We start from the raw sequence: 25,513 nt of genomic DNA on the forward strand, positions 1-25,513 counted from the left end.
CCGCTACGGGCCGTCCCCTCCCGCTCCTCCGGAGGGGTCTCTCCTCCCTGGGACCTCTGCCGCTACGGGCCGTCCCCTCCCGCTCCTCCGGAGGGGGTATCCCTCCTAAAGGACCTCAGCCACCACGGACCGTCACCGGGGATCGAGACGGTCGTGTGACGACGCATCAGGTTCTTTCAGCCGTACCCTGCCGCAGTCGCACGACAACGCGCTCGGCCGCCGACCGGCGGGCCGCCTCGATGACGGTCAGCGCGTCGATCACGCTGTCGGGGCTCACCGGCGGCGCGGTGCCCGCGCGCAGGCAGGTCTCGACGCCGCGGTAGAAGTCGAGATACGCCCCAGCCTCGGTGCGGACCGCAGTTTTGTCGTCTTCCGTCCCGACAAGCCCCCACATCGCCTCGCTCTCCTCGCCGAACCCCGGCGAGTCGGGCGAGATCCCGGCGCGCAGCCGTTCCTCCTGCACGTCCATCCCGTACTTGACGTACGCCCCCCGCGACCCGAGCACCCGGAACCGCGGCCCGCCCTGAGCGGCCAGCGCACCCGCCCACAGGTGTGACCGGGCACCACTGACGTGGGACAGCGCGATGAACGTGTCGTCGTCGGCCGCCACCCCCTCGCGCCGGATGTCGCTCTCCGCGTAGACGTCGCGTACTGGCCCGAGCAGCTGCAGCGCCTGGTCGACAAGGTGGCTTCCCAGGTCGTAGAGCAGACCGCCGACCTCCTCGGGGCCGCCGGCCTCGCGCCAGCCACCCTTGGGCACCGGCCGCCAGCGCTCGAACCGGGACTCCAGGCGCAGCACGTCACCGAAGCGGCCCTCTCCGGTGAGCCGGCTCAGGGTGCGGAAGTCGCCGTCCCAGCGCCGGTTCTGGAAGACGGTCAGCATCAGGTCGCGCTCGGCCGCCAGTCGTACGAGCTCGCGGGCCTCCTCGGCGGTACGGGCGAGAGGCTTGTCGACCACGACCGGCTTGCCGCGGGTGAGGGCTTCGGTGGCCACCGACACGTGGGTCTTGTTCGGTGAGGCGACGACCACGAGGTCGCAGCGGTCCCACAGCCCGGCCAGTTCGGGCACGGGGACCGCGCCGTAGCGGGCGGCCACCTCGTCGGCTCGCGCCGGGTTTCCGGTGACGACGGCGGACAGCCGCAGGCCGGGCGTGGCGTGGATCAGGGGCGCGTGGAAGAACGCGCCCGCCGTGCCGTACCCGACCAGGCCGACCTCGATCTCGCTCATCGGCCCAGCGTAACGCGAGCCCCCACCGCCATCGCCCGGCGCGGTGGGGGGTCTCTCGCCGCGATTGGTCCGGCGGCGGTTGGGGGCCGCTCGCGTCTTCGGCCTGACGGGCGGCCGGGTTCTCTCGCCGTGGTCGGTCCGGCGCGCGGCGGGGATCTCTCGCCGTGGTCCGGCGTGCGGTGGGGTTGGTCGCCGTCGTCGGTCCGGCGTGCGGTTGGAGTGGCCCGCCGTCTTCGTCCTGATGTGCGGTGGGGGCGCGCCGTGGGTGGCTGGCTACTCGTCGTCGCGTTCGGCCAGGAAGCGTTCGAACTGGGCGGCGAGTTCGTCACCCGTGGGCATCGGGGCGGCCTCGGCGATCAGGTTCTCGCGGTCGGTGCCGCCCGCGAACGCGTCGTACTGCTGCTCAAGACCGCTGATCGCCGTGGACAGCTCGGTCGAGGCCTGGATCTGCTCCTCGATCTCGGTCGTGGTGCGCTGGGCCGCCTCGCGCAGCGCGTCCAGCGGGAAGAGCAGGCCGGTGCCCCGCGTGACCGCCTCCAGGGCGGCGACCGCAGCGTGCGGGTATTCGGCCTGTGACAGGTAGTGCGGTACGTGTACCGCGTACCCCAGCGCGTCGTGCCCCTGGGAGCCGAGCCGGAACTCGATCAGGGCGGCCACGCTGGCCGGCACCTGTACCCGGCCGAAGGAGCTGGTCTGGGCATTGATCAGCTCGGGACGGCTGGCGTGCATGGTGATGCCGAGCGGCCGGGTGTGCGGGACCGCCATCGGGATGCCGTGCAACGTGACAATTTTGCTGATCTTCAGCTGGTCGATGAGGGCGCCGACCGCCCGGGTGAACAGCTCCCACTCACGGTCCGGCTCGGGTCCGCTCATCACCAGGAAGGGGGTGCCGGTGGCGTCCTTCGCGGCGTAGACGGCCAGCTCGGGGGACTCGCACTCGACCCATCTGTCGGTGTCGAAGGTCATGATGGGCCGCCGCGAGCGATAGTCGAGGAGGCGGTCCACGTCGAACGTCGCCACGGTCCGGTGCTCCAGCTCAGCCAGCAGGTGGCCCAGCGCGAGGCGCCCGGCACCACCCGCGTCGACGAAGCCGTCGAAGTGGTACAAGAGCACGGGATCGGCCAGCTCGGGCGCATCTTCTGCGAGCTTGTAGAGATCCGTCGGGTCGAACACGGTTGGACAGCCTTTCCCTAGGTACTCTCTCCAGAACCTACGACGAGCCGCAACGATTCCGTGCAAGGCACCCTATCGAGGGAGAATGGTGGACATGGACGAGGATCCGGAGCTCGAAGAGTTCGCGACACGGATGTTCGACCTGGCCAGGGCGGGCGACACGGAGACGTTGCGCGCCTACGTGGACGCCGGGGTTCCGGCAAATCTCACCAATAGCAAAGGTGACACTTTGCTGATGCTGGCGGCTTATCACGGTCACGCCGCGACCGTCCGGATGCTCGCCGAGCTGGGCGCCGACCCGGGAAGAGCGAACGACCGTGGCCAGACACCTCTGGCGGGTGCTGTGTTCAAGAAGGAGTCTGCCGTGGTCAGAGCGCTGCTCGACGCGGGCGCGGATCCGGCGGCCGGAGCCCCCTCGGCGGTGGACACGGCGCGGATGTTCGCGAACGACCAGTTCCTTGAATGGTTCCGGCAAATCAGCACATAGCGTGAAATATGGCGAAATGTCCGGGAAGTTATCGAGTGTGGCCTTTCGAACAGCCCATCGTCATGCTGGGAAGGTGGTTACTTCTGCGCACTCCTTCAGTAGGCGACCGCTTCGCATCCCTCCATTGCCATGCCCGTTCCCGAACGAGATCAACGTGCACGCCACAGAGATCGACTCGGAAAGCCACGCATGGCTGGCCGCCTCGCACATGCTCGCCGGAGCCGACACGATCGAGCACTTCCGGCGCTCAAAGATCGGCCTGCTCGCCGCACGTACCAACCCCATCGTGCCGCGGGACAGTCTCAGGCTGATCAACGACTGGTACAACTGGCTCTTCGCGTTCGACGACGCCTTCTGCGAGGGCGAGCTGATGGGACACCGGGCCTCTGCGCTGGCCCGCGCCCTTCCGCCGCTCCTCGAGATCCTCGACGGCCGCAAGGAGCCGGATGCCACCGACCCGTTCGGGCTCGCTCTGAGCGAGCTGCTCCACCGAATCTCGGACACCGCCACGCCCGCTCAAGTGGACAGATGGCGCATAACGGTAAAGGAGTACCTCTTCGCCCAGATCTGGGAGGCCGCCAACCGCGAGGTCGACCTGATCCCCACGCCCGAGGATTACGTGCTCATGCGCCGCATCACCGGGGCCACGTACACCTGCCTCGCGCTCATCGACGCGTGCGGCGGCTACCGGCTGGAAGCGGAGGAATGGCACCATCCGGACGTGCGCGCGCTCTCCGACCTAGCCTGCGACCTCATCGGCTGGGACAATGACCTGCTGTCGTACGCCAAGGAGCGCGGCAACGACAAGGCCCGGCACAACCTCGTCACGGTGCTGGCCACGCACAAGACCCTCACCCTGCAAGAGGCCCTGCAAGAGGTGGCGAACATGCACAACGAAGCCATCGCCGCCTTCCTCGACCGGCGCGCGGTGCTCGACCGCTGGGCCTCGTTACCGGTGCACAAGTATGTACGCGGCCTCGAACACTGGGTGCGCGGGCACATCGAGTTCTCGCTCGGCAGCGCCCGCTACGTCCAGGCCTGGCCGACCGGCACGTGCTGGCCGCAGGCCGTCTAGTCGACATCTCCTGGGGCGTCCAGCTCGCCGAGCGCGAGCGCGGACGCCTCATCGAGATCGAGCCGCGTGCCCTCCTCGAAGGCGTTCTTGTAGGAGTCCTCGCCCATCACCTTCTGGCACTCCTTGACGCACTGCTCGTGGTCGCTGGTGAGGAACGGCGCGCCGAGCATGGGCAGGCCGGCCGTCTTCCAGTTCTGATGGAGCGCGCCGAGCAGCCGCGCGGCGAGCGGCGCCTGCTCCATGACGGCGAAGATCCGGGCCGTGGTCTCCAGCACCAGCAGCGTGCCGAGCGTGTCGTGGAAGTGGCGCTTGATCCGCAGTCCCTCACGCGCACTCTGCAGCGCGTCCCCGGCCCGGCCCGTCGCCAGCCGGGTGATGGACAGCGACCACTGCGCGTAGGAGCTCAGCCACAGCTCGCCGCGTTCGCGGCACACCTGCAGGCAGTCCTGCAGCAGGGACTCGGCCTCATACAGCTCACCTTGCGCGGACAACACCAGCGACAGCTCGACGATGGCCGGCAGCAGGCCCGGGTTGAGCTCCTTGTTGTCGGTGTTGAACTCGATCGCCACACCCAGCAGCGCGCTGGCCTTCTGCAGGTCGCCCTGCAGCAGGGCCGCAGTCCCCTGCATCTTGGAGGCGAGGATGACCGCCTTGGAGTCGCCGACCCTGACCGCCTCGGTGCTGCACTGCTCGGCCGCCGCCAGCGCACCGGCGCTGTCGCCCTGGCCGCTGCGTACGTAGGACAGCACCCACAGAGCCTTGCAGCGCTGCTTGCTCACTCCCGGGTTGGCCTGCAGGGCGCGTTCCAGGTAGAGCCGGCCTTCGCGTACGAATCCGCAGCAGACCCACATGAACCACAGCGACGACAGCAGGGTCAGCGCCAGAATGGACTCCCCGGGCGACCGCAGCGCGTGCTCAAGGGCCACTCGCACGTTGTCGTGCTCCTGGCGCATGCGGACGAACCAGTAGATCTGCCTCGGCCCCGACCAGGCGTCCTCGCTGCGCTGCGCCAGGCTCAGGTAGTACTCCAGATGCCGGTGCCGCATCTGCTCGGTCTGGCCGAGCTTGTCCAGCCACTCCTCGCCGTACTCCGCCAGCGTGTCGATGAGCTTGTAGCGGACTCCGGCGTGATTGCTCCTGATCAGCAGGATCGACTTCTCCACCAGCCCGGTGACCAGGTCGGTGATGTCCTCGGACGGCAGCCGGTCGTCGGCGCACACGAACCTGGCCGCGTCGAGCTCGAAATCGCCCGCGAACACCGACAGCCGCGCCCACAGCAGTCTCTCCGCCGGTTCGCACAACTCGTGGCTCCATCCGATCGCCGCGCGCAGCGTCTGATGGCGCGGTAGTGCCGTACGACTGGCGCCCGCCAGGAGGCTGAAGCGGTCGGCCAGCAGCCCCAGGATCTGATCGACCGACAGCGCCCGCAGGCGTACGGCCGCCAGCTCGATCGCCAGCGGAATGCCGTCGAGTCGGCGGCACAGCTCGGCCACCGCCCCGATGCTCTGCTCGTCGAGCACGAAATCGGGCATCACCGCGCCGGCCCGAGCCCCGAACAGCTGCACCGACTCATTGGTGAACAGGCTCTCGGTCGGGTCGTCGCCCGGCACCTGCAGCGGCGGAACGGGCACCACGTGCTCATAGGGCAGGTGCAGCGACTGGCGGCTGGTGGCCAGCACCTTCAGGTTGGGAGCGCGCTCCAGCAACTCCTCGACCAGCTCGGCGCAGCCCTGCACCAGATGCTCGCAGGTGTCGATGATGAGCAGCATGTCGCGCTCGCCGACCCACTCCGACAGGGACTCGGACTCGGCCCGCGACGACTGGTCGGCGATGCCCAGCGCCGACGCGATGGTGTGCTTGACCATCCCGGCGTCCTGCAACCGGGCCAGGTCGGCGAACCAGACGCCGTCCTCGTACTGGGAGCGGATCTGGTGCGCCAGCCGAAGCACCGTGCGGGACTTGCCGACACCGCCGATGCCCGTGACCGTCACCAGCCGCGACTCGGCGAGATGTCGCTTGAGGTTGGCGAGCAAGCGGGTCCGCCCCACGAAGCTGGTCAGCTCCGACGGCAGATTGCCTTCTCGCCGCCAGCCGGTCGGGGTGGCCATGGGCGACCTCACGGGGGATAGGCGACACCTGCTTTGGCATCGTACCCTTGAGGCCCTTCGCCGCACGGGATAAGCCGCGCGGGCCGGGAATGGGTTTGTCCCTCTGAGTAGCATGTATACCGTGAGTGAATTCCTCCCGGAGCAGACGGACGACGATACGGACCTCGGCTGGGGCGACTGGCGCGACTCCCAGGACACCGACCCGGACTCCTTCTACCTGGACGACAAGCCACCTCACTGGGGGTGACCGTCCGTTAGGCGCCGTTGGGTGTCATTGGACGCCATTAGGCGCCGTTAGGCAGGCAGGCCAGACACAAAGGGCGTCTCATAGCAGGCCGCCTTCCTCATACGCCAGAAGTCCGTCACCGGCCAGAAACCGGTCGGCGCAGATGTCCTTCACTGAAGGCGTCCGCCGCAGAACGGGCTTGAGCGATCGGGGGCGTTCGCCGCCGAAGGGGCCTGCGCCGCCGAAGAGGCCCATGCCACCGAAGGCGGATGACTCCGGCGGCGTGGGCGGGACCTTCCTGCGGCGGTGGGCGTCTTAGCTGACCACGTCCTTGCGGCGGAAGCGGCGGAAGGCCACCGCGATCAGGATGGCCGCGTACGTCACCGACACCGACGCGCCCTTGGCCATGCCGCTCCAGTCGAGTTCCGGTGCGAGGGCGTCTGTCCAGGCCGTGTTCCAGAAGGTCGGCAGAAACTCCCGCAGCGAGCCCAGCGCCTCCACGGCCTGCAGGATGGTGCTGATGATCCACAGACCCACCGCCCCGCCGACCGCGCCGAGCGGTGAGTCGGTCATCGTGGAGATGAGGAACGCCAGCGCCGCCACCACCAGCTGGCTCACCAGGGCGTAGCCGATCACGATGCCGAAGCGCGGCAGCACGTCGAGCGCCGGGATCGTCTCACCCGTGCCGGGCACCTGGATGTCGTGCCAGCCGAACGCCAGTGTGCCGGCGAGCAGCGCCATCAGGGGCAGGCAGATCACCGCCGCCGCCGAGTAGCCGAGCGCCACGATGATCTTCTGCCGCAGCAGCCGATCACGCGGCACCGGCGCGGCCAGCAGATAACGCAGCGACGACCAGCTGGCCTCGCTCGCCACGGTGTCGCCACAGAACAGGGCGACGGCCACGACCAGCAGGAAGTTGGCCGACACCGACAGGGCGAACGCCGCGAAGTTGAGACCGCTGGCCGTCGCCAGGTCGGAGATGCGCAACGCTGACTGCTGCTGCCCGCTGGACTGCGGGCCGAACTGGAAGGCGATCACCAGGATCCACGGCAGCGCGAGCAGCAGCCCGAACATGACGAGCGTGCGCCGCCGCTTGAACTGCCTGACGATCTCGACCCGCAACGGCAACGTCCGGCGGGGCGCGTAGCCGGCCGCCGACCGGGCCGTGGACCCGGTCACGGAGCCTGTCGCGGTCCCCGACTCGGTCAAGGTCGCGATCCCGTTGGTGGAGCCGTTTGTGGAGCCGTGGGTCACGACTTCTCTCCGATGAGGTCGAGGAACACGTCTTCGAGGCGCGGCCCATGTCCGTTGGTGGAGGTGGCGGCACTGAGCAGCACCGACACCGGACCCGCCGACACCAGACGGCCTCTGTGCATGACCACCACATGGCTGCACGTCTGCTCGACCTCCGCCAGGAGGTGGCTGGAGACGATCACCGTACGGCCGTCGCGGGCATAGCGCTTGAGCACCTCGCGCATCTCCCTGATCTGGGGCGGGTCGAGGCCGTTGGTGGGTTCGTCGAGGACCAGCAGGTCAGGCAGCCCGAGCATGGCCTGGGCGATCGCCAGCCGTTGCCGCATGCCCTGCGAGTAGGTGCGTACGGCCCGCTCCAGCGCCTTGCCCAGATCCGCGATCTCCAGCGCTTCGTCGAACCGGGCGTCGGCGGTGGGGCGGCCGGTGGCGGCCCAATAGAGCTCGATGTTGTCGCGGCCGGACAGGTGCGGCAGGAACCCTGGCCCCTCGACGAACGACCCGAGCCTGGACAGCACGGGAGCACCGGGTGTCACCCGGTCGCCGAAGATGCGGACCTCACCGGCGTCGGGCTGGATGAGGCCCATCATCATGCGCATCGTGGTCGTCTTGCCCGCGCCGTTGGGCCCGAGCAGGCCCAGCACCTGACCACGCTCGACCCGGAACGACAGGTCGTCAACGGCCAGCTCACCATTGCGGTACGCCTTGGTGAGCCCCCTGATCTCCAACGGCACCTCTTCGCCAGGCACGGGTCCCGCACCGGACGGATCGCCGTCCTCCCCGAGCACGTCCGACGAACTGCCGTCCTGCTGGTCGGTGGCGGTTCGGCGCCGGTCTCGTACGCCGGGGATCCGGCGGCGGGACGGGGTCCGGCCGGTGGCCATGATGAGGGCGGCCAGCGCGATGGCGGCGAGCGGCATCGCCCACACCCACCACGCCACCCCGGTCGTGGGTGCGGCCAGCGCGGACACCGTTGGTACGGCGAGGGCGGGCGCCGCCAGGCCGACCCGGTAGGAGGCCGGTTCGACGGGTGTCGCGTAACCCATGTCGGTCGTTGTCACCGCCAGCCGCAGCCGGTGTCCCACCGCGAAGCGGTAGTCGACGGCGGGCAGCGTGACCGTGGCCTCCACGCTGTCGGCGCCTTCCGGAACCGTCACGCGCAACGGCGAGACCAGCCCGGCGGGCAGGTTGGGCGGCTGTACGGTGTCGGCCACGTCATAGACCTTGGCGAACAGCGTCACCTCGCCCTTGCCGTAGACCTTCAGCTTGACCGACGGGCTGCCGGTGAGCTGGAGCGGAGCGGTGAGCGGCGCCGACTCGAAGACGGCCACCTGGCCGGGCATGTCGAGCCCGACGCTGAGGTTGGTCGCGCCGCCGCTCCCGCCGAGCAGGCCGCCGGTGCCGGGCACCGTGGAGATGGAGGCGGGTGAGCCGCCGGGCGGGTTGGCGATGTTCTGCTCGGGGCCGTTGAGCGTGACCGCGGTGGTGGCGGTGCCGCCGAGGCCGGGGTAGGCGGTGGACTCGGGGTGGAGCCTGATGCGCTGGCGGGTGCCGGGGTCGCGGCCGCCGTCACGGGTCACGGTGAACCGCTCCGGGACCGGTGAGCCGTCACCCTTGAGGTAGTGGCCGAACCAGCCGGCCGTCTGGTCGTAGAGCCAGTCGGCCTCGCCGTTGCCGCCGTCGTGGCCGCCGTCGAACCAGGCCAGGCTCACCGGCGTGCCCGCGGCGGCGATCGCCTTGGCGTTGGCGTCGGCCTGGCCGAGCGGGAACAGCGAGTCGCGCTGCCCCTGGATGAGCAGCGTCGGCGCCTTGATGCGGCCGGCCACCGTCACCGGGCTGGACTTGCGCAGCAGCTCGATCGCCTCCGGCGTGGCCCGCCCGGTCTTGGCGACCTGCTGGTACATCTCGCAGACCGCGGGCAGGAACCTGCCGCACCTTGCCTGCTCGGCCGTCAGCAGCACGCTCTGCCGACTGAGCGCGCCCAGTCCCTGAGCGGCGCCGAGCCCCTGAGCCGTGCCGCCGCCCTGGACCGGGGCGCCGCGGCCGAAGAAGTAGCCCGCCCACATGCGCTTGAACACGCCGTTGGCCGGACCCTGGCCACCGCCGTCGGGGAACAGCGAGTCGGCCAGGTCGGCCCAGGTGATCTGCGGCACGATCGCGTCCACGCGACTGTCGTAGGCGGCCGTCATCAGCGCGATGGCCCCGCCGTATGAGCCGCCCGCGATGCCCACCCGCGGGTCGCCGGGTGCGTCGAGCCGGACGTCGGGCCGCTTGGCCAGCCAGTCGATGAGCTGCTTGACGTCCTTGACCTCGTAGTCGGCGGAGTTGAGCGCGATCTCGCCGGTCGAACGGCCGAAACCGCGGGCCGACCAGCTCAGCACCGCGTAGCCGTCCTGCGCCAGCCGCTGAGCCTGCTGACGCACGCTCTGCTTGCTGCCGCCGAACCCGTGCGCGAGCAGCACGACCGGAGCCTTCCCGCCGCCCGCGGCCGGGAAGAACGTCGCGTCGAGCTCGACCCGCTGGTCGCCCGCCGGCCCGTCGACGACGGAGATGCGCTGGTCGAGGCCCTTCGCCTCGGGGGCGGACGGCCACACCAGCCACGTCACCACCCCCGCGAGGGCGAGCACCGCGACCAGCGCGGCCACACGTTTCATGTGGTTGAGCCTACTTTCCGCACCTGAGAAACCCCTGAGACAGTGGATCAGCCCAAGATCGCGTAGACCGTGGACGCCCGCGCGGCCGGCTCGGCCGCCCCGTCGGCCGTCAGCGTCACGTCGGAGAAGGCCAGCGTCCGGCCGAGTTTGGAGATGCGTACGTCGATGAGCACGTCCTTGCCCGTCACCGGCCGCTGGAACGTCGTCGACTGCTGCACCGTCGTCATCGGCACGAACCCGCCCCTGGCCGAGGAGATCGCGATGACCGTGGCCGTGTCGGCGGCGGCCATCATGGCCTGGCCACACAGGCCGCCACCCTCTCTGGCCAGCGCGTCGGACCAGGGCAGGCACACCACCGCGTGGCGCTCACCCAGCTCCCGCACGCGCAGCCCGAGCTGCTGGATCCAGGGCGCGAAGTAGTCGCGCAGAATGGCCTCACCGTCTTCTGGAGTCACCCGCCCATCATGCAGGCTGGCAGGCATGAGCGAGGAGACGCGGCGAGAGCCTGTGGATAACGTTCCGCCACGGACGCGCCCTGTGGAAAAGCCGCCTGTGGAAAAGCCGCCTGTGCCGGTTCCGGACGACTCGCCGCCCGTGAGTGAGGTCTTTCTGCCCGCCACGTACGCGCACGCCGTCCCGTACGACCTCTACGACCGGCTGCGTCGGGAAGCCCCCGTCTGCCGGATTCCGGAACCGGCGGTCGGCCCATGGCGCGAGGGGCCCGGATACTGGGGCGTGTTCCGGCACGCCGACGTCAAACACGTGCTGCGCGCGGCCGACGACTTCTCCTCGCACCTGGGCGCCACGCAGATCCGTGACCCCGACACCCCCGCCGACCTGGCCTTCGTGCAGGCGATGATGCTGAACACCGACCCGCCGGACCACTTCCGGCTGCGCGGGATCGTGGCGGCCGCGTTCACGCCGCGCGCGGTGCGGGCGCTGGAGCGGACGATCGCGGAGCGGGCCGCGTCGCTGTTCGCCGCGGGCGCGTGCGACTTCGTGGAGGTCGCCGCCGACCTGCCCGTCTGGACGCTCGCGCACGTCATGGGCGTGCCGGACGAGGACAGGCGGCTGCTGTACGACTGGGCGTCCCGGGTGATCGGCTACCAGGACGCCGACTACGCGGGGCTGTCCACGGCCGACGCCGAGTCGCTCAGCCCGATCGGCCGCCTCGCCACCGCCTCCCGCCCGCGGCTCGGGCCGGGGGTGAACCCCCGCTCCCGGGCGGCATTGGCGGACATGTTCGCGTACGCGCACGCCCTGGCCAAGACCACCCACGGCGAGTCGGTCATGTCGGCCATGAGGGACGGCGGCCTGACCGAGGCGGAGTTCGAGAACATGTTCTTCCTGTTCGCCGTCGCCGGCAACGAGACGCTGCGCAACGGCATCCCCGGCGGCCTGCTCACCCTCCTCGAACACCCCGCCCAGCTGGCCCGGCTGCGCGCCGACCCGACTCTGCTCGGTTCGGCGGTGGAGGAGATGCTGCGGTTCTGGCCGCCGGTCATGGACTTCCGCCGTACGGCCACCCGCGACCTCACACTCGGCGGCCGGAGCATCCGCGCGGGCGAGAAGGTCGTCGTCTACCACGCCTCCGCCAACCGCGATCCGTCCGTCTTCACCGACCCCGACCGGTTCGACATCGCCCGCACCCCGAACGACCACGTCAGCTTCGGCTTCGGCCCGCACTTCTGCCTCGGCGCCCACCTGGCGCGCGTGCAGTTCCGGGCGGTCTTCGCCGAGCTGCTCGCCTGGGACGTCGAGCTCGCGGGGGCGCCCGTCCGCCTCACGTCGAACTTCCAGAACGGGCTCAAACACCTGCCTGTACAGCTGAGACACCGAGGAAAGCCGTTGACCTCCGCCTGACCATGCGCGCCGGTCTCGATGCCTTCGGCGGCAGAACAACAGCACGAGGGAGATGCACGTATTGCTCCGGAAGAAGGCATCGTAAGATTTCCGCCGTGAAGGCTCCCGCAATCATCAAGACCGCCGCCGAGTGGGCTCTGCCGCATTGGACCCGCGGGCAGGCGGGGCGCGAGACGCCGCCCGACCTGTTCAGGGTTCTCTACTACGGCTGGCTGGTGGCGTTCACGTTCAAGGTGCTCGGCGCGACCTGGGACGTCTCCTGGCACTTCAAGTGGCTGCGCGACGACCTGGCGCCGCCGCACCTGCTCAACTCCGTCGGCACGGCCCTGGCCCTCGCGCTGACCGTGATCCACGGCTACACCGGCTTCGGCGTGGACAAGGCGGCGCTCCGGCTGATCCAGTGGGGCACCGGCATATTCCTCGTCGCGGTGCCGCTGGACCTGATCAACCACCGGGTCAACGGCCTGGACATCACCTCGTGGAGCCCGTCCCACCTCATGCTGTACGGCGGCTCGTTCTTCATGATCGCCGGGGTGATCCGCGGCTGGTTCATGGGCGCGCCGCCCGGCAGGGAACGCACGGTCATGCTGGGCGCGTTCTTCGCGTTCTTCCTGGAGAACGTGCACTTCCCCGAACAGCACCAGGAATACGGCATCCTGTCGAGCGGCGCCTGGGACAACGGCGTCAAATACGCCGAGCCCATCCTGCTGCGGTTCGCCGCCGACCAGATGGGCCGTCCGGTCGACCGGGTGATGATGACCAACTTCACCCTTCCCGTGCCGGACTTCCTCTATCCGGTGTACGCGGTGGTCGTCGGCGTGACCGTGCTGGTCGTGGCCCGGATGATGATCGGCAGGTTCGGGGCGGCGACACTGGTGGCCGGCTCCTACCTGGCCTTCAGGACGGTGGCCTGGCCGTTGCTCACGTTCACCAACTTCCCGCCGTCCGCGCTGCCGTACTTCCTGGTGATCGCCGGTATCTGCGTGGACCTCGCGTTCGCCGTACGGTTGCCCATGCGGGGTCTGGCGCCGGTGCGCGCGGTGCTCGGGGCGGCCGTGGCGACGGCCGCCGTCTACGGCGCGCTGACCGCGCAGAGCTCGATCATGGGAGCGGTGTACGGCGCGCTGAAGAGGCAGACCGGCCTGCTCGGCGCGCCGCCCCTGGTCCCGTCGTCGGCCGTCTGGGCCGGGGCGGGGCTGATGATCGCCTGGCTGGTCTGCGAGTGGCTCGCGACGCGGCGTCAGCCGATCGAGGCCCGGGTGATCGCGACCGCCACGCCGTAGGCCATCCCCATCAGGGCCACCTCGGCGGCCACCCAGCCGACCACGGCCGTGGGCTCGGCGCGGCGGATCAGCGGCAACAGCCGGAACCTGATGTGCCCGGCCAGCGGCACCAGCAGCGCGGTGAGCGTCAGCTTCACCACCACGAGCACCCCGTAGTGACTGGTCACGATGGCGCCCGGCAGCTCCACGCCGGGCGTCAGCGCCATCGTGCCGAGCCCGGTGATCAGCCCGGACAGGCCGACCAGCAGCAGGCAGACGGTCGCCATCCTGGAGAAGCGCAGCAGCGCGGCGGCCAGCAGCGACGGGTGCGGCGCGACGAACACCGCCACCGCCACCAGCCCGCCCGCCCACGCCGCCGCGCCCATCACATGCGTCTCCATCGCGATCATGATGGGGTCGTGCCAGACGGAGTTGACCGCGTGACCGGTCACCGGAATCGGCAGCAGGCCGAACAGCGCCACGATGATCCGCAGCTCGGCGGGAACCTTCTCGCCGAACCGCACGGCCATCAGCCCGATGCCCGCCGCCACCAGCGCGCACGCGGCGCTGAACAGCAAGCCTTGCCCGGTGCCGACACCGTCGACGTAGGCGGCGATCATGCCGACCGTGGGCAGGCCGCCCGGGTTCAGCTCGGCGGTCTGGAACACGATCGTCAGCAGCGCGCAGACCGCCCACGCCCACGCGGCGGTGACGGTGAGTGGCCGCGTCCTGCGCAGGACCGGCTCGGTCAGGTCCGGCGCGTCGAAGCCGAGCAGCTTGGGCACCAGGCTCAGCCCCACCACGGCCACGGCCGCCAGATCGAGCAGCACCCGTACGATCGGCAGCCCGTACGCCACGACCGGCCCCGGCATCGGGATGCCCGGCACCGCCTCCTGGGCGGTGAACGTGCTGGCCGCCACGGCGGCGACGATCGCGCACACCGTGAACGCCCCGACCACCCACCGCCCGCCGACCCGCTGCCTGGGGGGCGCGGTGATCGTCACGCGCCCGCCCTCTCGCCGTCGCGCGCCTCACCATCACGCGCCTCACCCTCGGATGTCAGGCTGTCGGCGGGGGCCGGGGTGCGGGCGCGGCGCAGCGACACGGCCGTGCCGGCGGCCAGCACCAGCAGCGCCCCCACGATCCAGACCACGGCCATCCCCGCCCCGCCGTTCGCCGCCGCCTCGGCGGCCTCGGCTCCGGCGTCCCCGGTGCCGCCCTTGACGGCGTCCTGCGTCGCGGCGCCCTCCTGTACGGCCGTGGCGCCCGCCGCGAGGGTAAAGCCGATCTTGCCGGTGACCGGATGCCCGTCGGCCGACAGGATCCGGTAGCCCACCACGTAGGCCCCGGCCGTCCGCAGCGCCTTGACCTTGATCGACACCTTCTCGGCGGCGACCTCGGCCGTCCCGTCGGCCCACGCCGTGCCGTCGGCCCCGGTCACGCCCACCTGCGCGTATCCCTGGCGTACCGCCTGGTCGAACACGAGCGTGATCCGCCCGGGCGCGGCGCTCAGTGTCGCCCCGTCCTTGGGGTCGCTGCCGACCAGCACGTTGTGCGCTCGCGCCGGGAGGGCGACGCCCACCCCGGCGAAGGCGAGCAGCAGGATCACGACCAGCCGTCTCACCGAACTCGTCAAGTCTCGTCGCCGGGTGAGCCGGTGAACCGTGCCCCTCAACGCGACCTCCTCTTTACCGTCGAACTCATCACCCTCGAACGAGAGCGGACGCCAACAGAAACCCGAATATCGTCTCACCATGACGAACCTGTTCGGCGGTGCCGCCCCCTTCTACGCCAAGTACCGGGCCGGACACGGGGAGGAGGCGATCGGTTGCCTGGCACGGGCGTTCGGCCCCGGCAGCGGGGTGCTCGACCTCGGCTGCGGCCCCGGTACGGTGGCGATCCCGCTGGCGGAGGCCGTGCGCGAGGTGATCGCCGTGGACCCGGACGAGGGCATGCTGGCCGAGGGCAGGCGCCTCGCCGCCGGTGCGCCGAACATCCGCTGGTTGTCCGGTGACTCCACGACATTGGCCGCCTTGCCGCCGTTCGACGACGTCGTCATGGGCCGATCGTTCCACTGGATGGACCGCAGGGCCGTACTCGCCGAGCTGGACCTGCTGCTGCCGCCGGACGGGGCGGTGGCTCTGATCGGCCCCTCCCGCGACCCCGGCGAGCACGCGTGGGAGCCGGTCGTGCGGGAGGTGCGCGCCGAGTTCGCGATGAACGAGTTCATGGCGGGCAACTCCTTCCAGGCCAGCGGGGAGCACCATGACGACGTGCTCGCGACTCGCCGTTCGACCGGCTGGAGTCGAGCGTCTTGAATTCCCTGTGGTTCCCTGAAGGAATCAGGCAACTCGGACAGGCGTAGCCTGCTTTGGGCTGCCCCCGTGCTCGGTAAGAGTGAGCACGGGGGTGGCTTTGGCGTGGTGGAAGCCGGTCCGATGGTGAGAGTTCCTGACATGCCCTGTCCGGTACGGCTGGTGCCGTCCCGGCTTGGGTGCATGGCCCGCCGGACGCTGTCCACCGCTGGTGGGCGGTGGGGCGGGCACCGTGCGCCGGTCGGGCACACGGCTGAAAGTCATCGGGTTGTCTGGCGAGCTGTTTCGTGAGTTGGCTGACGTGGTGCGGGTGGGCCGTTTCGGGGTGGGGCGGTTCTTGGCTCTGTCGCGATCGCAAGCGGGCAGACTCAGCGACACCGCAGGCAACGATGCGGCGAGCACCCCACCGACCCATGACACGCCCTCGGGCCGATCATGCTCGGCCCGGCCGAACCGCCGCCAACCAAGAGGAAACCTTGACAGATCACGGCGGATGTTCAGGCTTTCATAGCGAATATGAGCAGCAGTTCATAGCCTGTTCGAAAGGCGGTTGACCTGGGACCTCGACGCCGTGATCGGGCTGCAGCTGTCGTACTCGTACACCACTCCCGACAGGTTCGGCGCCAGGGTGACGGAGTTCACCGAAGCGGTCCGGCGGGTGCTCCTGGTCGCCAACCCGTCGGGCGTGTGGGAAGAGCGGGCGACCACCGAAGTGCTGGTCGCCCGCCGCTCCTAAAGCTCGTCGCGCCCGAAGCCCCTCAGGCCCAGATGCCCATGACCTGCCAGATCGGCCGGGTGAGTGCGTTCACCAGGCCGATCTCGGTGCACAGCTCGCGCGTCTTGCCCACCGAGTCGCGGATCTCCCGCTTGGCCGCCGGGTTGCGCAGGTACACCTCGGTCACCACGTCACGCGGGATGGCGAACCGTCTGATCATCGGCCCCGGTGGCGCCAGCATGATCCTGGCCATGATCCCCAGGATGATCGGCGAGGCGACACCCAGCATGAGGCGCCGGTAGCGCGGCATCCTCGGCACCCGGTTGCGCAGGTAGTGCCGGGCGAAGGAGATGTGCCTGGCCTCCTCCGCGATGTGGATGCGCATGATCGTCTCTTCGAGCGGGTGGTGGACCCGGTCGTCCTTGAGCACCTTGCGCTGGACGTGGTCGATCGGGTCCTCGCCGCCGAGCACGAACACGAAGAACAGCTCGGTCGAGATCAGCGGGATCCAGGGGGCGACCTGGGCGAGCAGGCTGAGCGGCCCCGGCATGCCGCGCACCGGGAGCTTCGTCCGGTTGACGAACTCCTGGAACATCATCCCGTGATGTCCCTCTTCGATGGTCTCGTGGTAGACGTAGCGGAATTCGGGTGACCCGTTCGGCAGCCGGTAGGCGTAGTTGAGCAGGCCGCGCTTGAGCAGGTTCTCGAACTGCAGCCCGATCTTCATCGCCGTGGCCAGCCGCCACAGCCCGATCCTGGCCCGCGTCTCGGGGGAGCGGCTTTGGTACCACGGGTGGGCGCCGAGCTTGTCCACCTGCGGCAGTTCCCAGCGAGGATCGGTCTGGTCGACGAGGAACTCCGGATCCTCCCAGGGGATGTCCTTGTACGGCTCCCAGTGCTTGTCGACCGACGCCTTCGACAGGCGCTGGATGACCGCCTCGTAGGCGCTCCGGTCGGCGACCCGCTCGTCGGTCTCCCTGGCGGTGGTAGAGCTCGGTGCGCGTGTCATCGCCTGCTCCTCTCCTCGCCCGGTAATTGTACGAAGCATCCAATAAGAGGGGAAGAGTGACGCCAGTCACAGGTCGTCCGGGTTCAGGCCGACCTCGGCGGCGGCCGTCGCACGGAGGAGCCGGGTGGCCCAGCGGCGCGACACGACCTTGGGGTGCACGTGGATCTGGATGGCCAGCCCGTCGAGCAACGCGAAGATCCGCCAGGTGGACTCCTCGGGATCGGGGCAGACGAAGTCGCCCGACGCCACACCGGCTTCGATGATCCCGCGTAGCATCGTCCTGCCCCGCAGGTCGAGCCGTCGCGCGGTCTGTTCGAGCTCCTTGTTGCGCATGGACTCCGACCAGGCGTCGATCCACAGCCGCCAGCCATCGGAGGAGCCCGCGGGGGAGGAGCGGCGCAACAGCGCGCGCAGCCGCTCGCGCGGTGTGCCCGGCGAGTGCTCGATGGCGTCCAGGGTGTCGAGATGCATCCGGGCGGCAAAGGCGAACGCCTGCGCGAACAGCTCGTCCTTGGTCTCGAAGTGGTAGAACAGCAGGGCCTGGCTCACGCCGGCGGCTCTGGCTATGTCGATCGTCCTGGTATGCCCGAACCCCTGCTCGGCGATCACTTCGCAGGCCGTCTTCAGTAAATCTTCGCGCCGTAATCGGCTGAAACCCCGTGTCACAGCGGGCCACTTTAACTACTAGCCCGGGGGATTTGTAGGACAAACCGGGCGCCGATGTCGGAATCTTCGACCGTGAGAGTACCACCGTGCGCCGTGGCGATCTCGCGGGCGATGGGCAGCCCGAGCCCCGTGCCCCCCGCGTCGCGGTTGCGTGAGGCGTCCAGTCGGGTGAACCGGCGGAAGACGTTCTCGCGCTGATCCGGCGCGATCCCCGCGCCGTCGTCCAGGACCTCCAGTACGCCCCAGTCGTCCCGCTCGCCGACGGTCACGGTGATCGTGGACTCGGCGTGCCGCTCGGCGTTGTCGAGCAGGTTCGCCAGCAGGCGGGTCAGGCGCAGCGGGTCACCGGTCACCACCACCGGACTCAGCTCCAGCTCCACGCGCTTGCCGGGCGGCCGGCGGGCCAGCTCCTCCTCGACCAGCTCGGCCAGGTTCACGTCGGCGCCCAGGCCGGGCGCGCCCGCGTCGAGCTTGGCCAGCGTCAGCAGGTCGGTGACGATGGCCTGCAGCCGGTCGAGGCTCGACAGCAGGGCCACGGCGGTGCGCGGCCAGTCGGCCTCGTCCGGATGGAGCATGGCCTCCTCGATCTGGGTGCGCATCGCGGTGAGCGGGGTACGCAGGTCGTGCGAGGCGTCGGCGGCGAACCTGCGCTCCTGCTGGACCGCGTGCTCCAGCCGGTCCAGGGTCTGGTTCACGGTCCGGGCGAGGTCGTCGAGCTCGTCGCGGTGCGGCAAGGGCGGCACCCGGCGGCCCAGGTCCGTGGCGGTGATCTCGGCCAGCTCGGTCTTGATGTCCGTGACGGGCCGCAGCGCCTTGACCACCGTCATCCTGGCTACGTACGCCGAGATCGCGGAGAGCAGCAGCACGGCGAGCAGCACGCCCACCACATAGAGCGGGCTGATGTACCAGGGGACGGCCGGGATGTAGGCGCAGACCGTCCAGAACGCCGACCCGACCGGCACCCGGTACCCCACGACGATCAGGCACTTCACGCCCGGCACCCGGTTGGTGCAGACCGTGGCGTCCAGGCGGTTGTCGTCGCCCGTGGAGGTGTCGCTGATGAGCGGCGGATAACCCAGCAGCCTCGGGCTGGCCTGCCGTACCGTGCCGTGGTCGTCGATCACCTGGAGGAGATCGACGTCCTCGGTGCTCGCCACGGGCCTCATCCGCTCGGGCGCGGACCGCTGAACGCTGACCGCGACCCGGCGGGCCGCGCTGGCCGCGTGGTCGATCTGGTACCCGGTGAGCACGCTGTGCGCGAGCGGTGTGATGAGCACCGCGGTGACGAAGTAGCCGACCAGCGTCGACAGCAGGGCGGCCATCGTCATCCGGCGCCGCACCGACCATCTGGCGAACACCGCTCAGCCTTCCACGATGGGGGTCCGAGGGAGCCGCACCACGAAACGGGCGCCGCGGTCGGAGTCCTCCAGGGTCAGGGTGCCGCCGTGGGCCAGCGCGATCTCGCGGGCGATGGCCAGCCCCAGCCCGGTGCCGCAGGCGTCGCGCTCGCGCGCGGCGCTCAGCCGGGTGAAGCGCTGGAACACCACCTCCCGCTGGTCCGGCGCGATGCCCGCGCCGTCGTCCACGATCTCGATCACGGCCGTCTCATCGTCGTGCCGTACGGTCACCGCGACCTGGGACTCGGCATGGCGCTCCGCGTTGTCCAGCAGATTGGTGAGCAGGCGGGCCAGCCGGACCGGGTCGCCCATGACGGTCACGCCCGGCTCCAGCGTGGTGATCACCGGCTTGGACCGCCGCCCGGCTGTCTCGGCGCCGACCAGCTCGGCCAGGTCGACGGGCTCGCGGACGGCGGGGGCGCCCGCGTCGAGCTGGGCCAGCGTCAGCAGGTCGCCGACGATGGCCTGGAGGCGATCCAGGCTGCCCAGCAGCGCCACCCCGGTCCGCTGCCAGTCGGCGTCGCCGGGGTACAGCATGGCCTCTTCGACCTGCGCGCGCATGGCGGTGATGGGGCTGCGCAGGTCGTGCGAGACGTCGGCGACGAACCTGCGCTGCCGCTCGGCCGCGTACTCCAGCCGGTCGACCGGCCGGAGCGTCCTGGCCACCACCCGGGACACGCCGAACCAGGTCAGCGCCACCAGCGCGAGAGAGTCGCCGCCCAGGAACCCCAGCATGGCCGGATGGACGTACCGCGGCACCGTGGCCCCGGCCGCGTAGATCAGCCAGTCGCCGCCCCGCTCGTAGACGCGCAGGACGGTCAGGATCTCGCACCGGCCGGGGAAGTCGGGCAGGTCGCACGCGACCCGGGTGCGGTTGGCGTTGTCGGCGTCGGGTGTCCACTCGCTCATGCGCGGGCGGCCGGTCAGGTTCGCCGTCGTGGACACCACGCGTCCGGCCGAGTCGACGACCTGGATCCCGTCCACCTCGCCGCTGATGACCGGAGGCAGCTCATGGCGCTTGACCAGGTGCACCACGCGCAGGGCGGCGGTGAGCACCTCGTTGGTGCGGCGCCCGACCGCTGTGGTGTGCACCGCGTGCAGCGCGAGCGCGCTGACCACGACGCACAGCAGCGCCATGGCGACGCTCGCGAACAGCGTCAGCCGCGCACGCACGGACCGCCCGAACCGTGTGACCACGCCTTTCCCCCCGGCGATCAGCCGATCACACCTAGTAGCCCCCATCCTAATTAACGGAGATTCGGCGACAAATCCGGATAAAACGCCAACCGAATGGCGCTCTATGCGTGCCGCATTCGGCTGGTTAGAGTAAGTGAGCACTGATGTCAGGGAGACGATGTGAACCTTGATGAGTATCGGCATGCCGCCAGGGCCTGGCTCCTCGAAAACGCTCCGGCCGGTGACTCCCCGGAGGCCGACCCGGTCGCCAGGGCCAAGGACTTCATGGCCCGGCTCTACGACGCCGGATACTCCGGCATCACCTGGCCGGCCCGCTGGGGCGGTCAGGGGCTGACGCAGGCGGAGGAGCGCGCGTTCGCCGCCGCGGCCCGTGACTTCACCTTGCCCACCTACGTCTTCTCGATCGGCCTGGGCATGACGGGCCCGACGCTGGTCGACCGGGGCACCGACGAGCAGCGCGAACGCTTCGTCCGGCCGCTGCTGCGCGGCGAGGAGATCTGGTGCCAGCTCTTCTCGGAGCCCGGCGCGGGCAGCGACGTGGCCAGCTTGCAGACCAGGGCCGTACGCGACGGCGACGACTGGATCGTCAACGGCCAGAAGGTCTGGACCTCGGTCGCCCACCACGCCGACTGGGGGCTGCTGCTGGCCCGCACCGACGTCGAGGTGCCCAAGCACAAGGGCCTGACCATGTTCGTGGTCGACATGCGCCATCCGGGCGTCACGATCCGGCCGCTCAAAGACATGACCGGCCGGGCCAACTTCAACGAGATCTTCTTCGACGACGTCCCCATCCCCGACGCGCACCGCGTCGGCGAGGTCAACGACGGCTGGAGCGTGGCCGTCACGACGCTCCTGCACGAGCGGCTGTCGATCTCGGCGGGCGTCGGCATGGGCCAGGGCAAGGACGACCCCACCTCCCTGGCGGCGCTGCGCCAGGTGGTCGACACCACCGACCCGCTGGTCAGGGACGAGCTGGTCGAGCTGCACATCCGCTCGCGGGCGCTCGCCCTGTTCAACCAGCGCCTCTCCCAGGAGACCAAGGCGGGCATCTTCCCCGGTGCCCGCGGCAGCGCCGCCAAGCTGCTGCTGGCCGAGCTGTACCTGTACCAGGCCGACCTCGCGACCCGGCTCGTCGGGCCCGAGGCGGTCGTCGGCGGCCACCCGCTGGCGCAGGCGATCTCCATGGCGCCCGGCATGTCGCTGGGCGGCGGCACCAACGAGATCATGCGCAACATCATCGGCGACCGCGTGCTGAACCTGCCGCCCGAGCCGCGGGTGGACAAGACCGTGCCGTTCAAGGACCTGAAGGTGGGGACGCAGGGGTGAAGCTCGTACTCAGCCAGGAGCAGCAGGAGCTCCGCGCCGCCGTCCGCTCGTTCCTGGCCGCCGCCTCGCCGCTGACCAAGGTCCGCGAGGGTTACGACCGGGAGGTGTACGCGCGGCTGAACGGCGAGCTCGGCTTGTCCGGGCTGATCATCCCGGAGGAGTACGGCGGGGCGGGCGCGGGCTTCGCGGAGCTGGCCGTGGCGCTGGAGGAGACGGGCGCCGCGCTGCTGCCCGGACCCTTCCTGGCCACGGCGTTCGCCACGATCGCGCTGTCCCGGGTGCCGGACAAGGAGCTGCTGACCGCCATCGCCGAAGGCCGGATCGCCGCCACACTCGCCACCGGCCCGCTCGACCGGGTGCTCAACGGGATGGAGGCCGACGTCCTGCTGCTGCGCGAGGGCGGGGTCCTGACGGCCGTCGACCTCACCGCGCCCGGCGTCACCAGGACCGCCCTGGAGACGCTCGACCTGACCCGCGGCCAGGCCCGCGTGGAGCCGGCCGGCGTGCCCCGCCGTGAGCTCGGCCCGCTGCCGGACGGCGTCGACGACCTGCTCGCCGTGGCGCTGGCGGCCGAGCAGCTGGGCGTGCTGCGCGCCGCGCTGGCCGCCATCGTCGCCTACGCCAAGATCAGGGTCGCCTTCGGCCGCTACATCGGCTCCTACCAGGGGGTCAAGCACAAGCTCGCCGACATGCACTGCAAGCTGGAGCAGGCCGAGTCCATCGTCCGCTTCGCCGCCTGGGCCGCCGACGAGTCGCCGGAGGAGCTGCCCGCCGCCGCCGCGCTCGCCCAGGCGTACGTGGGGCGGGCCTGTTTCGAGGTGGCTCGCGACCACCTGCTGCTGTACGGCGGCATCGGCTACACCTGGGAGCACGACGCGCACCTGTTCTACAAACGGGCCAAGGCCGACGAAGTGCTGCTCGGCCCGCCCCGAATCCACCGGGCCCGCCTCGCCGAGCTGCTGGAGCTGTGATGGACATCAGCGGACTTCCCGGCTTCTACGCGATCGCCGCCGCCGACCCGGACCGGCTCGCGGTCATCGACGTGGACGGGTCCCGGACCACGTACGGCGAGCTGCTCGCCCGGGTCAACCAGGTGTCGCACGGCCTGCGCGCCCGTGGGCTGACCGACCGTGACGTGGTGGCCGGCGTGCTGCCGAACGGCCTCGACGCGGTGATCATGATCATGGCGACCGGGCAGATCGGCCTCTACTACGTGCCGATCAACTGGCATCTCACCGAGGCGGAGGTGGCCTACATCCTGGCGGACTGCGACGCGAAGATCGTGGTCACCGCCGACGGCCACGTACCCGGGAGCGAGATCGGCACGGCCGGGCTGGCCGAGGGGCAGCCCACGGACGCGCCCGGCGGGCGGGCCGGCGGGGCCGTCATGTGGTACACCTCCGGCACCACCGGCTTCCCCAAAGGCGTGCAGCGGCCGCTGTCCGGCGCCGAGCCCGAGGCGGTCGTCCCGCTCTATGCCTGGTTTCTCGGCGAGATCGTCGACCTGGTGCCGGGGGAGGCCGTGCACCTGGTCACCTCGCCGATGTACCACTCGGCGCCGTGCGCCCACACGCAGTTCGCGCTGCATCTCGGCCACACCGTGGTGATCACGCCGCGCTTCGAGCCGGAGAACATCCTGGAGCTGGTCGAGCGCCACCAGGTGACGAACGCGATGATGGTCCCGACCATGTTCCACCGGATGCTGCGGCTGTCGGAGGAGGTCAAAGCGCGCTACGACGTGTCGAGCCTGCGGCAGGTCATCCACACCGGAGCGGCCTGCCCGGTCGCGGTCAAGCAGGGGATCATGGACTGGTGGGGGCCGGTGCTCTACGAGTACTACGGCTCGACCGAGTCGACGATCGCCTTCTCGGTCAAGCCGCACGACTGGCTGGCCCGGCCTGGCACCGTGGGCAAGCCGGCGCCCACCTTCGAGGTCAGGATCCTCGACGAGGCCGGCCAGGAGCTGCCGACCGGCGAGCCCGGCATGATCTACGTCAAGTCCAGCCTGGGCACCTTCGAATACCGCAAGGACCCGGCGAAGACGGCCGCCAGCATGCGCGGCGAGTGGTACACCCCCGGCGACATCGGCTACCTCGACAAGGACGGCTTCCTGTTCCTGTGCGACCGGCGCACCGACCTGATCGTCTCCGGCGGGGTCAACATTTACCCGGCCGAGATCGAGGCCGCGCTGCTGGAGCACCCCCTCGTGGCGGACGTGGCCGTCATCGGGGTGCCCGACGAGGAGTGGGGGCACAGCGTGGTCGCCCTCGTCCAGCCGGTGGCGGGCGTCACGGGCGACCCCGAGCTCACCGCCGAGCTGCTGCGGCACTGCGAGCCGCGCATCGCCCGGTTCAAGCACCCGAAGGTGATCCAATACCGGGACGCGCTGCCCCGCACGCCGACGGGGAAGCTGTCACGGTCCAAGGTCAGGCAGGAGTACCTCGACTCGCGGTGAAGACCAGCTCGTCGGTGTACCCCTTCTCGTCGCCCAGGTAGAACCGGGTCGACAGCGTGCGGTCGGCCGGGGCGAAGACCGTGCTCCAGACCGTGCGGAACGGCAGCGCCGGGTCCGGCCGCACCGCCAGCAGGCTCGCGCGCAGGTCCTCGGGTGACATCAGCGCGCCCTTGCTCCGCTCGTACAGCGAACGCAGCCGCCCGTACGTCTGGAAGCTCGACTCGGTGTCCTCGGGCAGGTTCATCGGGTCGGGGTTGCGGTGCAGGAGGTGGTTGGTGACGCAGAGCGGCGCGTCGCCGAACTCGATGATGTGCTCCGCGCCGTCCCGGCCGCGCTCCCACACGAACGCCCGGCCCTGCGCGTCGGCGACGAGGTAGTGCAGCGGCACGCCGTGGTCGTACTGCTTGGCGCCGAGGAGCGCCTGCTTGGCCTGCTCCACGTTCTCGCAGGTGTCGACGACGAACCGGGGCAACTGCGTGCTGCCCACCCCCACCTGCGGCGAGACGCTCTGCGGCGGCTCGGCGGTGGAGAAGTCGGCGATGAGCAGCATGACGACCAGACCGGCCTCGTTGACGCCCTCCATGCAGCCGTCGAGTTCGGACATCGTGATGACGGTGGAGGCCAGGCCGGTGTCGGGCACCGTGGTGATCACGTACGGCCTGGACGACATCGGCAGCTCGCCGGGCCGGGCGGCCTGACCCATGATCTCGCTGGTGGTCGTGGTGAAGAAGTCGTAGTTGCGGCCCACCCTGCCGTGGCCGTCGGTGCCGGCGGACGGCGGGCACCACAGCGCCGAGCAGCCCGAGCCCGCGGGGATGTAACCCAGCCCGTCGAGGGCCAGCTCGTCCTGGTCGGGGTCGAGCCCGAGTGCCGCGGCGGCGCCGTCCATGCGGGCGTGGTGCTGGGGCCAGTGCCGCTCGAACCAGGTCCGGCGGGCCCGGTTGACGGCGGGGTCGGCGGGCGTCGGCGCCCAGCCGAGCCTGAGGGCCTCCTCGGTGAGCGCCCGGCCGATCTCGACCTGGCTGCCGTGGAGGGTCAGGTGGCGGACGAGCTGGAAGTCGTTCCGGCCGCCCGCGATCTGCGTCATGTTCTTCATGACCGCCAGG

The 25,513-nt window shown here is 70.3% G+C and carries 23 protein-coding genes; 10 read left to right on the plus strand and 13 right to left on the minus strand.

Annotated features, from left to right (window positions below):
- Nucleotides 1-166 precede the first annotated feature (166 nt).
- Nucleotides 167-1,228, minus strand: a complete 1,062-nt coding sequence (locus AB0J16_RS29800; protein WP_358545254.1) for a Gfo/Idh/MocA family oxidoreductase — start codon at nt 1,226-1,228, stop codon at nt 167-169.
- A 273-nt stretch (nt 1,229-1,501) separates the two neighbouring features.
- The gene (locus tag AB0J16_RS29805) at nt 1,502-2,401 is read right to left on the minus strand and encodes a PAC2 family protein (protein WP_358545256.1); all 900 of its coding nucleotides are present in this window, start codon (nt 2,399-2,401) and stop codon (nt 1,502-1,504) included.
- A gap of 85 nt (nt 2,402-2,486) precedes the next feature.
- Here AB0J16_RS29805 and AB0J16_RS29810 point away from each other — a divergent pair, with 85 nt between their 5' ends.
- Together AB0J16_RS29810 and AB0J16_RS29815 are read left to right on the plus strand one after the other, a co-directional pair.
- Entirely contained in the window at nt 2,487-2,888 is a 402-nt protein-coding gene (locus AB0J16_RS29810; RefSeq protein ID WP_357940627.1) for an ankyrin repeat domain-containing protein, read from the plus strand.
- A 154-nt stretch (nt 2,889-3,042) separates the two neighbouring features.
- Nucleotides 3,043-3,963, plus strand: a complete 921-nt coding sequence (locus tag AB0J16_RS29815) for a hypothetical protein (RefSeq protein WP_358545258.1) — start codon at nt 3,043-3,045, stop codon at nt 3,961-3,963.
- Here the strand turns inward: AB0J16_RS29815 and AB0J16_RS29820 are convergent.
- Entirely contained in the window at nt 3,960-6,071 is a 2,112-nt protein-coding gene (locus AB0J16_RS29820) for an ATPase (RefSeq protein ID WP_358545261.1), read from the minus strand. The two genes, AB0J16_RS29815 and AB0J16_RS29820, sit on opposite strands and share 4 nt — an antisense overlap.
- Before the next feature lie 121 nt (nt 6,072-6,192).
- Between AB0J16_RS29820 and AB0J16_RS29825 the strand changes: the two genes are divergently transcribed.
- Entirely contained in the window at nt 6,193-6,318 is a 126-nt protein-coding gene (locus AB0J16_RS29825) for a hypothetical protein (RefSeq protein ID WP_358437978.1), read from the plus strand.
- A 294-nt stretch (nt 6,319-6,612) separates the two neighbouring features.
- Here the strand turns inward: AB0J16_RS29825 and AB0J16_RS29830 are convergent, their stop codons facing one another.
- From AB0J16_RS29830 to AB0J16_RS29840, 3 genes are read right to left on the minus strand one after another with little or no spacing between them, the layout of a single operon-like run.
- On the minus strand, nt 6,613-7,551 hold the full coding sequence (locus AB0J16_RS29830) for an ABC transporter permease subunit (protein WP_358545263.1): 939 nt from the start codon (nt 7,549-7,551) through the stop codon (nt 6,613-6,615).
- Nucleotides 7,548-10,202 (minus strand): CocE/NonD family hydrolase, encoded by a 2,655-nt coding sequence (locus AB0J16_RS29835; protein WP_358545265.1) that lies wholly within the window; start codon nt 10,200-10,202, stop codon nt 7,548-7,550. The genes AB0J16_RS29830 and AB0J16_RS29835 overlap by 4 nt, the downstream gene beginning before the upstream one ends.
- Nucleotides 10,203-10,249: 47 nt before the next feature.
- Complete coding sequence (locus tag AB0J16_RS29840; RefSeq protein WP_225289115.1) at nt 10,250-10,657, minus strand: PaaI family thioesterase; 408 nt, start codon at nt 10,655-10,657, stop codon at nt 10,250-10,252.
- A 139-nt stretch (nt 10,658-10,796) separates the two neighbouring features.
- On the opposite strand from AB0J16_RS29840, the gene AB0J16_RS29845 reads away from it, so the two are divergent.
- Both AB0J16_RS29845 and AB0J16_RS29850 read left to right on the plus strand, forming a co-directional pair.
- On the plus strand, nt 10,797-12,065 hold the full coding sequence (locus AB0J16_RS29845) for a cytochrome P450 (RefSeq protein WP_358545267.1): 1,269 nt from the start codon (nt 10,797-10,799) through the stop codon (nt 12,063-12,065).
- 95 nt (nt 12,066-12,160) lie between these two features.
- Nucleotides 12,161-13,348 (plus strand): hypothetical protein, encoded by a 1,188-nt coding sequence (locus AB0J16_RS29850; RefSeq protein WP_358545269.1) that lies wholly within the window; start codon nt 12,161-12,163, stop codon nt 13,346-13,348.
- Here AB0J16_RS29850 and AB0J16_RS29855 read toward each other — a convergent pair.
- Together AB0J16_RS29855 and AB0J16_RS29860 are read right to left on the minus strand one after the other, a co-directional pair.
- A complete protein-coding gene (locus AB0J16_RS29855; RefSeq protein ID WP_358545271.1) occupies nt 13,306-14,331 on the minus strand; it encodes a CopD family protein in 1,026 nt (341 codons plus the stop codon). The two genes, AB0J16_RS29850 and AB0J16_RS29855, sit on opposite strands and share 43 nt — an antisense overlap.
- A complete protein-coding gene (locus tag AB0J16_RS29860) occupies nt 14,328-14,951 on the minus strand; it encodes a copper resistance CopC family protein (RefSeq protein WP_358545273.1) in 624 nt (207 codons plus the stop codon). The genes AB0J16_RS29855 and AB0J16_RS29860 overlap by 4 nt, the downstream gene beginning before the upstream one ends.
- 130 nt (nt 14,952-15,081) lie before the next feature.
- Between AB0J16_RS29860 and AB0J16_RS29865 the strand changes: the two genes are divergently transcribed.
- Nucleotides 15,082-15,645, plus strand: coding sequence for a class I SAM-dependent methyltransferase (locus tag AB0J16_RS29865; RefSeq protein ID WP_358545275.1), 564 nt, complete (start codon nt 15,082-15,084; stop codon nt 15,643-15,645).
- Nucleotides 15,646-16,192: 547 nt separating this feature from the next.
- Nucleotides 16,193-16,378, plus strand: a complete 186-nt coding sequence (locus AB0J16_RS29870; RefSeq protein WP_358545277.1) for a hypothetical protein — start codon at nt 16,193-16,195, stop codon at nt 16,376-16,378.
- A 22-nt stretch (nt 16,379-16,400) separates the two neighbouring features.
- Here the strand turns inward: AB0J16_RS29870 and AB0J16_RS29875 are convergent, their stop codons facing one another.
- From AB0J16_RS29875 to AB0J16_RS29890, 4 genes are all read right to left on the minus strand, one after another.
- A complete protein-coding gene (locus AB0J16_RS29875; protein WP_358545279.1) occupies nt 16,401-17,366 on the minus strand; it encodes a diiron oxygenase in 966 nt (321 codons plus the stop codon).
- Between the two features lie 66 nt (nt 17,367-17,432).
- On the minus strand, nt 17,433-18,032 hold the full coding sequence (locus AB0J16_RS29880) for a TetR/AcrR family transcriptional regulator (protein ID WP_358545281.1): 600 nt from the start codon (nt 18,030-18,032) through the stop codon (nt 17,433-17,435).
- A gap of 11 nt (nt 18,033-18,043) precedes the next feature.
- Nucleotides 18,044-19,390, minus strand: coding sequence for a HAMP domain-containing sensor histidine kinase (locus tag AB0J16_RS29885; RefSeq protein WP_358545283.1), 1,347 nt, complete (start codon nt 19,388-19,390; stop codon nt 18,044-18,046).
- Between the two features lie 3 nt (nt 19,391-19,393).
- On the minus strand, nt 19,394-20,626 hold the full coding sequence (locus tag AB0J16_RS29890) for a HAMP domain-containing sensor histidine kinase (protein ID WP_358545285.1): 1,233 nt from the start codon (nt 20,624-20,626) through the stop codon (nt 19,394-19,396).
- 159 nt (nt 20,627-20,785) lie between these two features.
- On the opposite strand from AB0J16_RS29890, the gene AB0J16_RS29895 reads away from it, so the two are divergent.
- The 3 genes from AB0J16_RS29895 to AB0J16_RS29905 are packed head-to-tail and all read left to right on the plus strand — an operon-like array spanning nt 20,786 to nt 24,407.
- A complete protein-coding gene (locus AB0J16_RS29895) occupies nt 20,786-21,952 on the plus strand; it encodes an acyl-CoA dehydrogenase family protein (RefSeq protein ID WP_357642247.1) in 1,167 nt (388 codons plus the stop codon).
- Nucleotides 21,949-22,923, plus strand: coding sequence for an acyl-CoA dehydrogenase family protein (locus tag AB0J16_RS29900; protein ID WP_358545287.1), 975 nt, complete (start codon nt 21,949-21,951; stop codon nt 22,921-22,923). The genes AB0J16_RS29895 and AB0J16_RS29900 overlap by 4 nt, the downstream gene beginning before the upstream one ends.
- On the plus strand, nt 22,923-24,407 hold the full coding sequence (locus AB0J16_RS29905; protein WP_358545289.1) for an AMP-binding protein: 1,485 nt from the start codon (nt 22,923-22,925) through the stop codon (nt 24,405-24,407). The genes AB0J16_RS29900 and AB0J16_RS29905 overlap by 1 nt, the downstream gene beginning before the upstream one ends.
- Here AB0J16_RS29905 and AB0J16_RS29910 read toward each other — a convergent pair.
- The gene (locus AB0J16_RS29910) at nt 24,379-25,503 is read right to left on the minus strand and encodes a C45 family peptidase (RefSeq protein WP_358545290.1); all 1,125 of its coding nucleotides are present in this window, start codon (nt 25,501-25,503) and stop codon (nt 24,379-24,381) included. The genes AB0J16_RS29905 and AB0J16_RS29910 overlap by 29 nt on opposite strands.
- Between the last annotated feature and the right edge of the window lie 10 nt (nt 25,504-25,513).

The sequence above is a fragment of the Nonomuraea sp. NPDC049750 genome (genome assembly GCF_040659625.1).
Lineage (GTDB): Bacteria > Actinomycetota > Actinomycetes > Streptosporangiales > Streptosporangiaceae > Nonomuraea.

Bases quoted from the DNA above. Each gene is read 5' to 3' on its own strand.
- AB0J16_RS29865 (WP_358545275.1), top strand. From the start codon at position 15,082: ATGACGAACCTGTTCGGCGGTGCCGCCCCCTTCTACGCCAAGTACCGG.
- AB0J16_RS29905 (WP_358545289.1), top strand. From the start codon at position 22,923: ATGGACATCAGCGGACTTCCCGGCTTCTACGCGATCGCCGCCGCCGAC.
- AB0J16_RS29800 (WP_358545254.1), bottom strand. From the start codon at position 1,228: ATGAGCGAGATCGAGGTCGGCCTGGTCGGGTACGGCACGGCGGGCGCG.
- AB0J16_RS29910 (WP_358545290.1), bottom strand. From the start codon at position 25,503: ATGAAGAACATGACGCAGATCGCGGGCGGCCGGAACGACTTCCAGCTC.
- AB0J16_RS29810 (WP_357940627.1), top strand. From the start codon at position 2,487: ATGGTGGACATGGACGAGGATCCGGAGCTCGAAGAGTTCGCGACACGG.
- AB0J16_RS29875 (WP_358545279.1), bottom strand. From the start codon at position 17,366: ATGACACGCGCACCGAGCTCTACCACCGCCAGGGAGACCGACGAGCGG.
- AB0J16_RS29835 (WP_358545265.1), bottom strand. From the start codon at position 10,202: ATGAAACGTGTGGCCGCGCTGGTCGCGGTGCTCGCCCTCGCGGGGGTG.
- AB0J16_RS29820 (WP_358545261.1), bottom strand. From the start codon at position 6,071: ATGGCCACCCCGACCGGCTGGCGGCGAGAAGGCAATCTGCCGTCGGAG.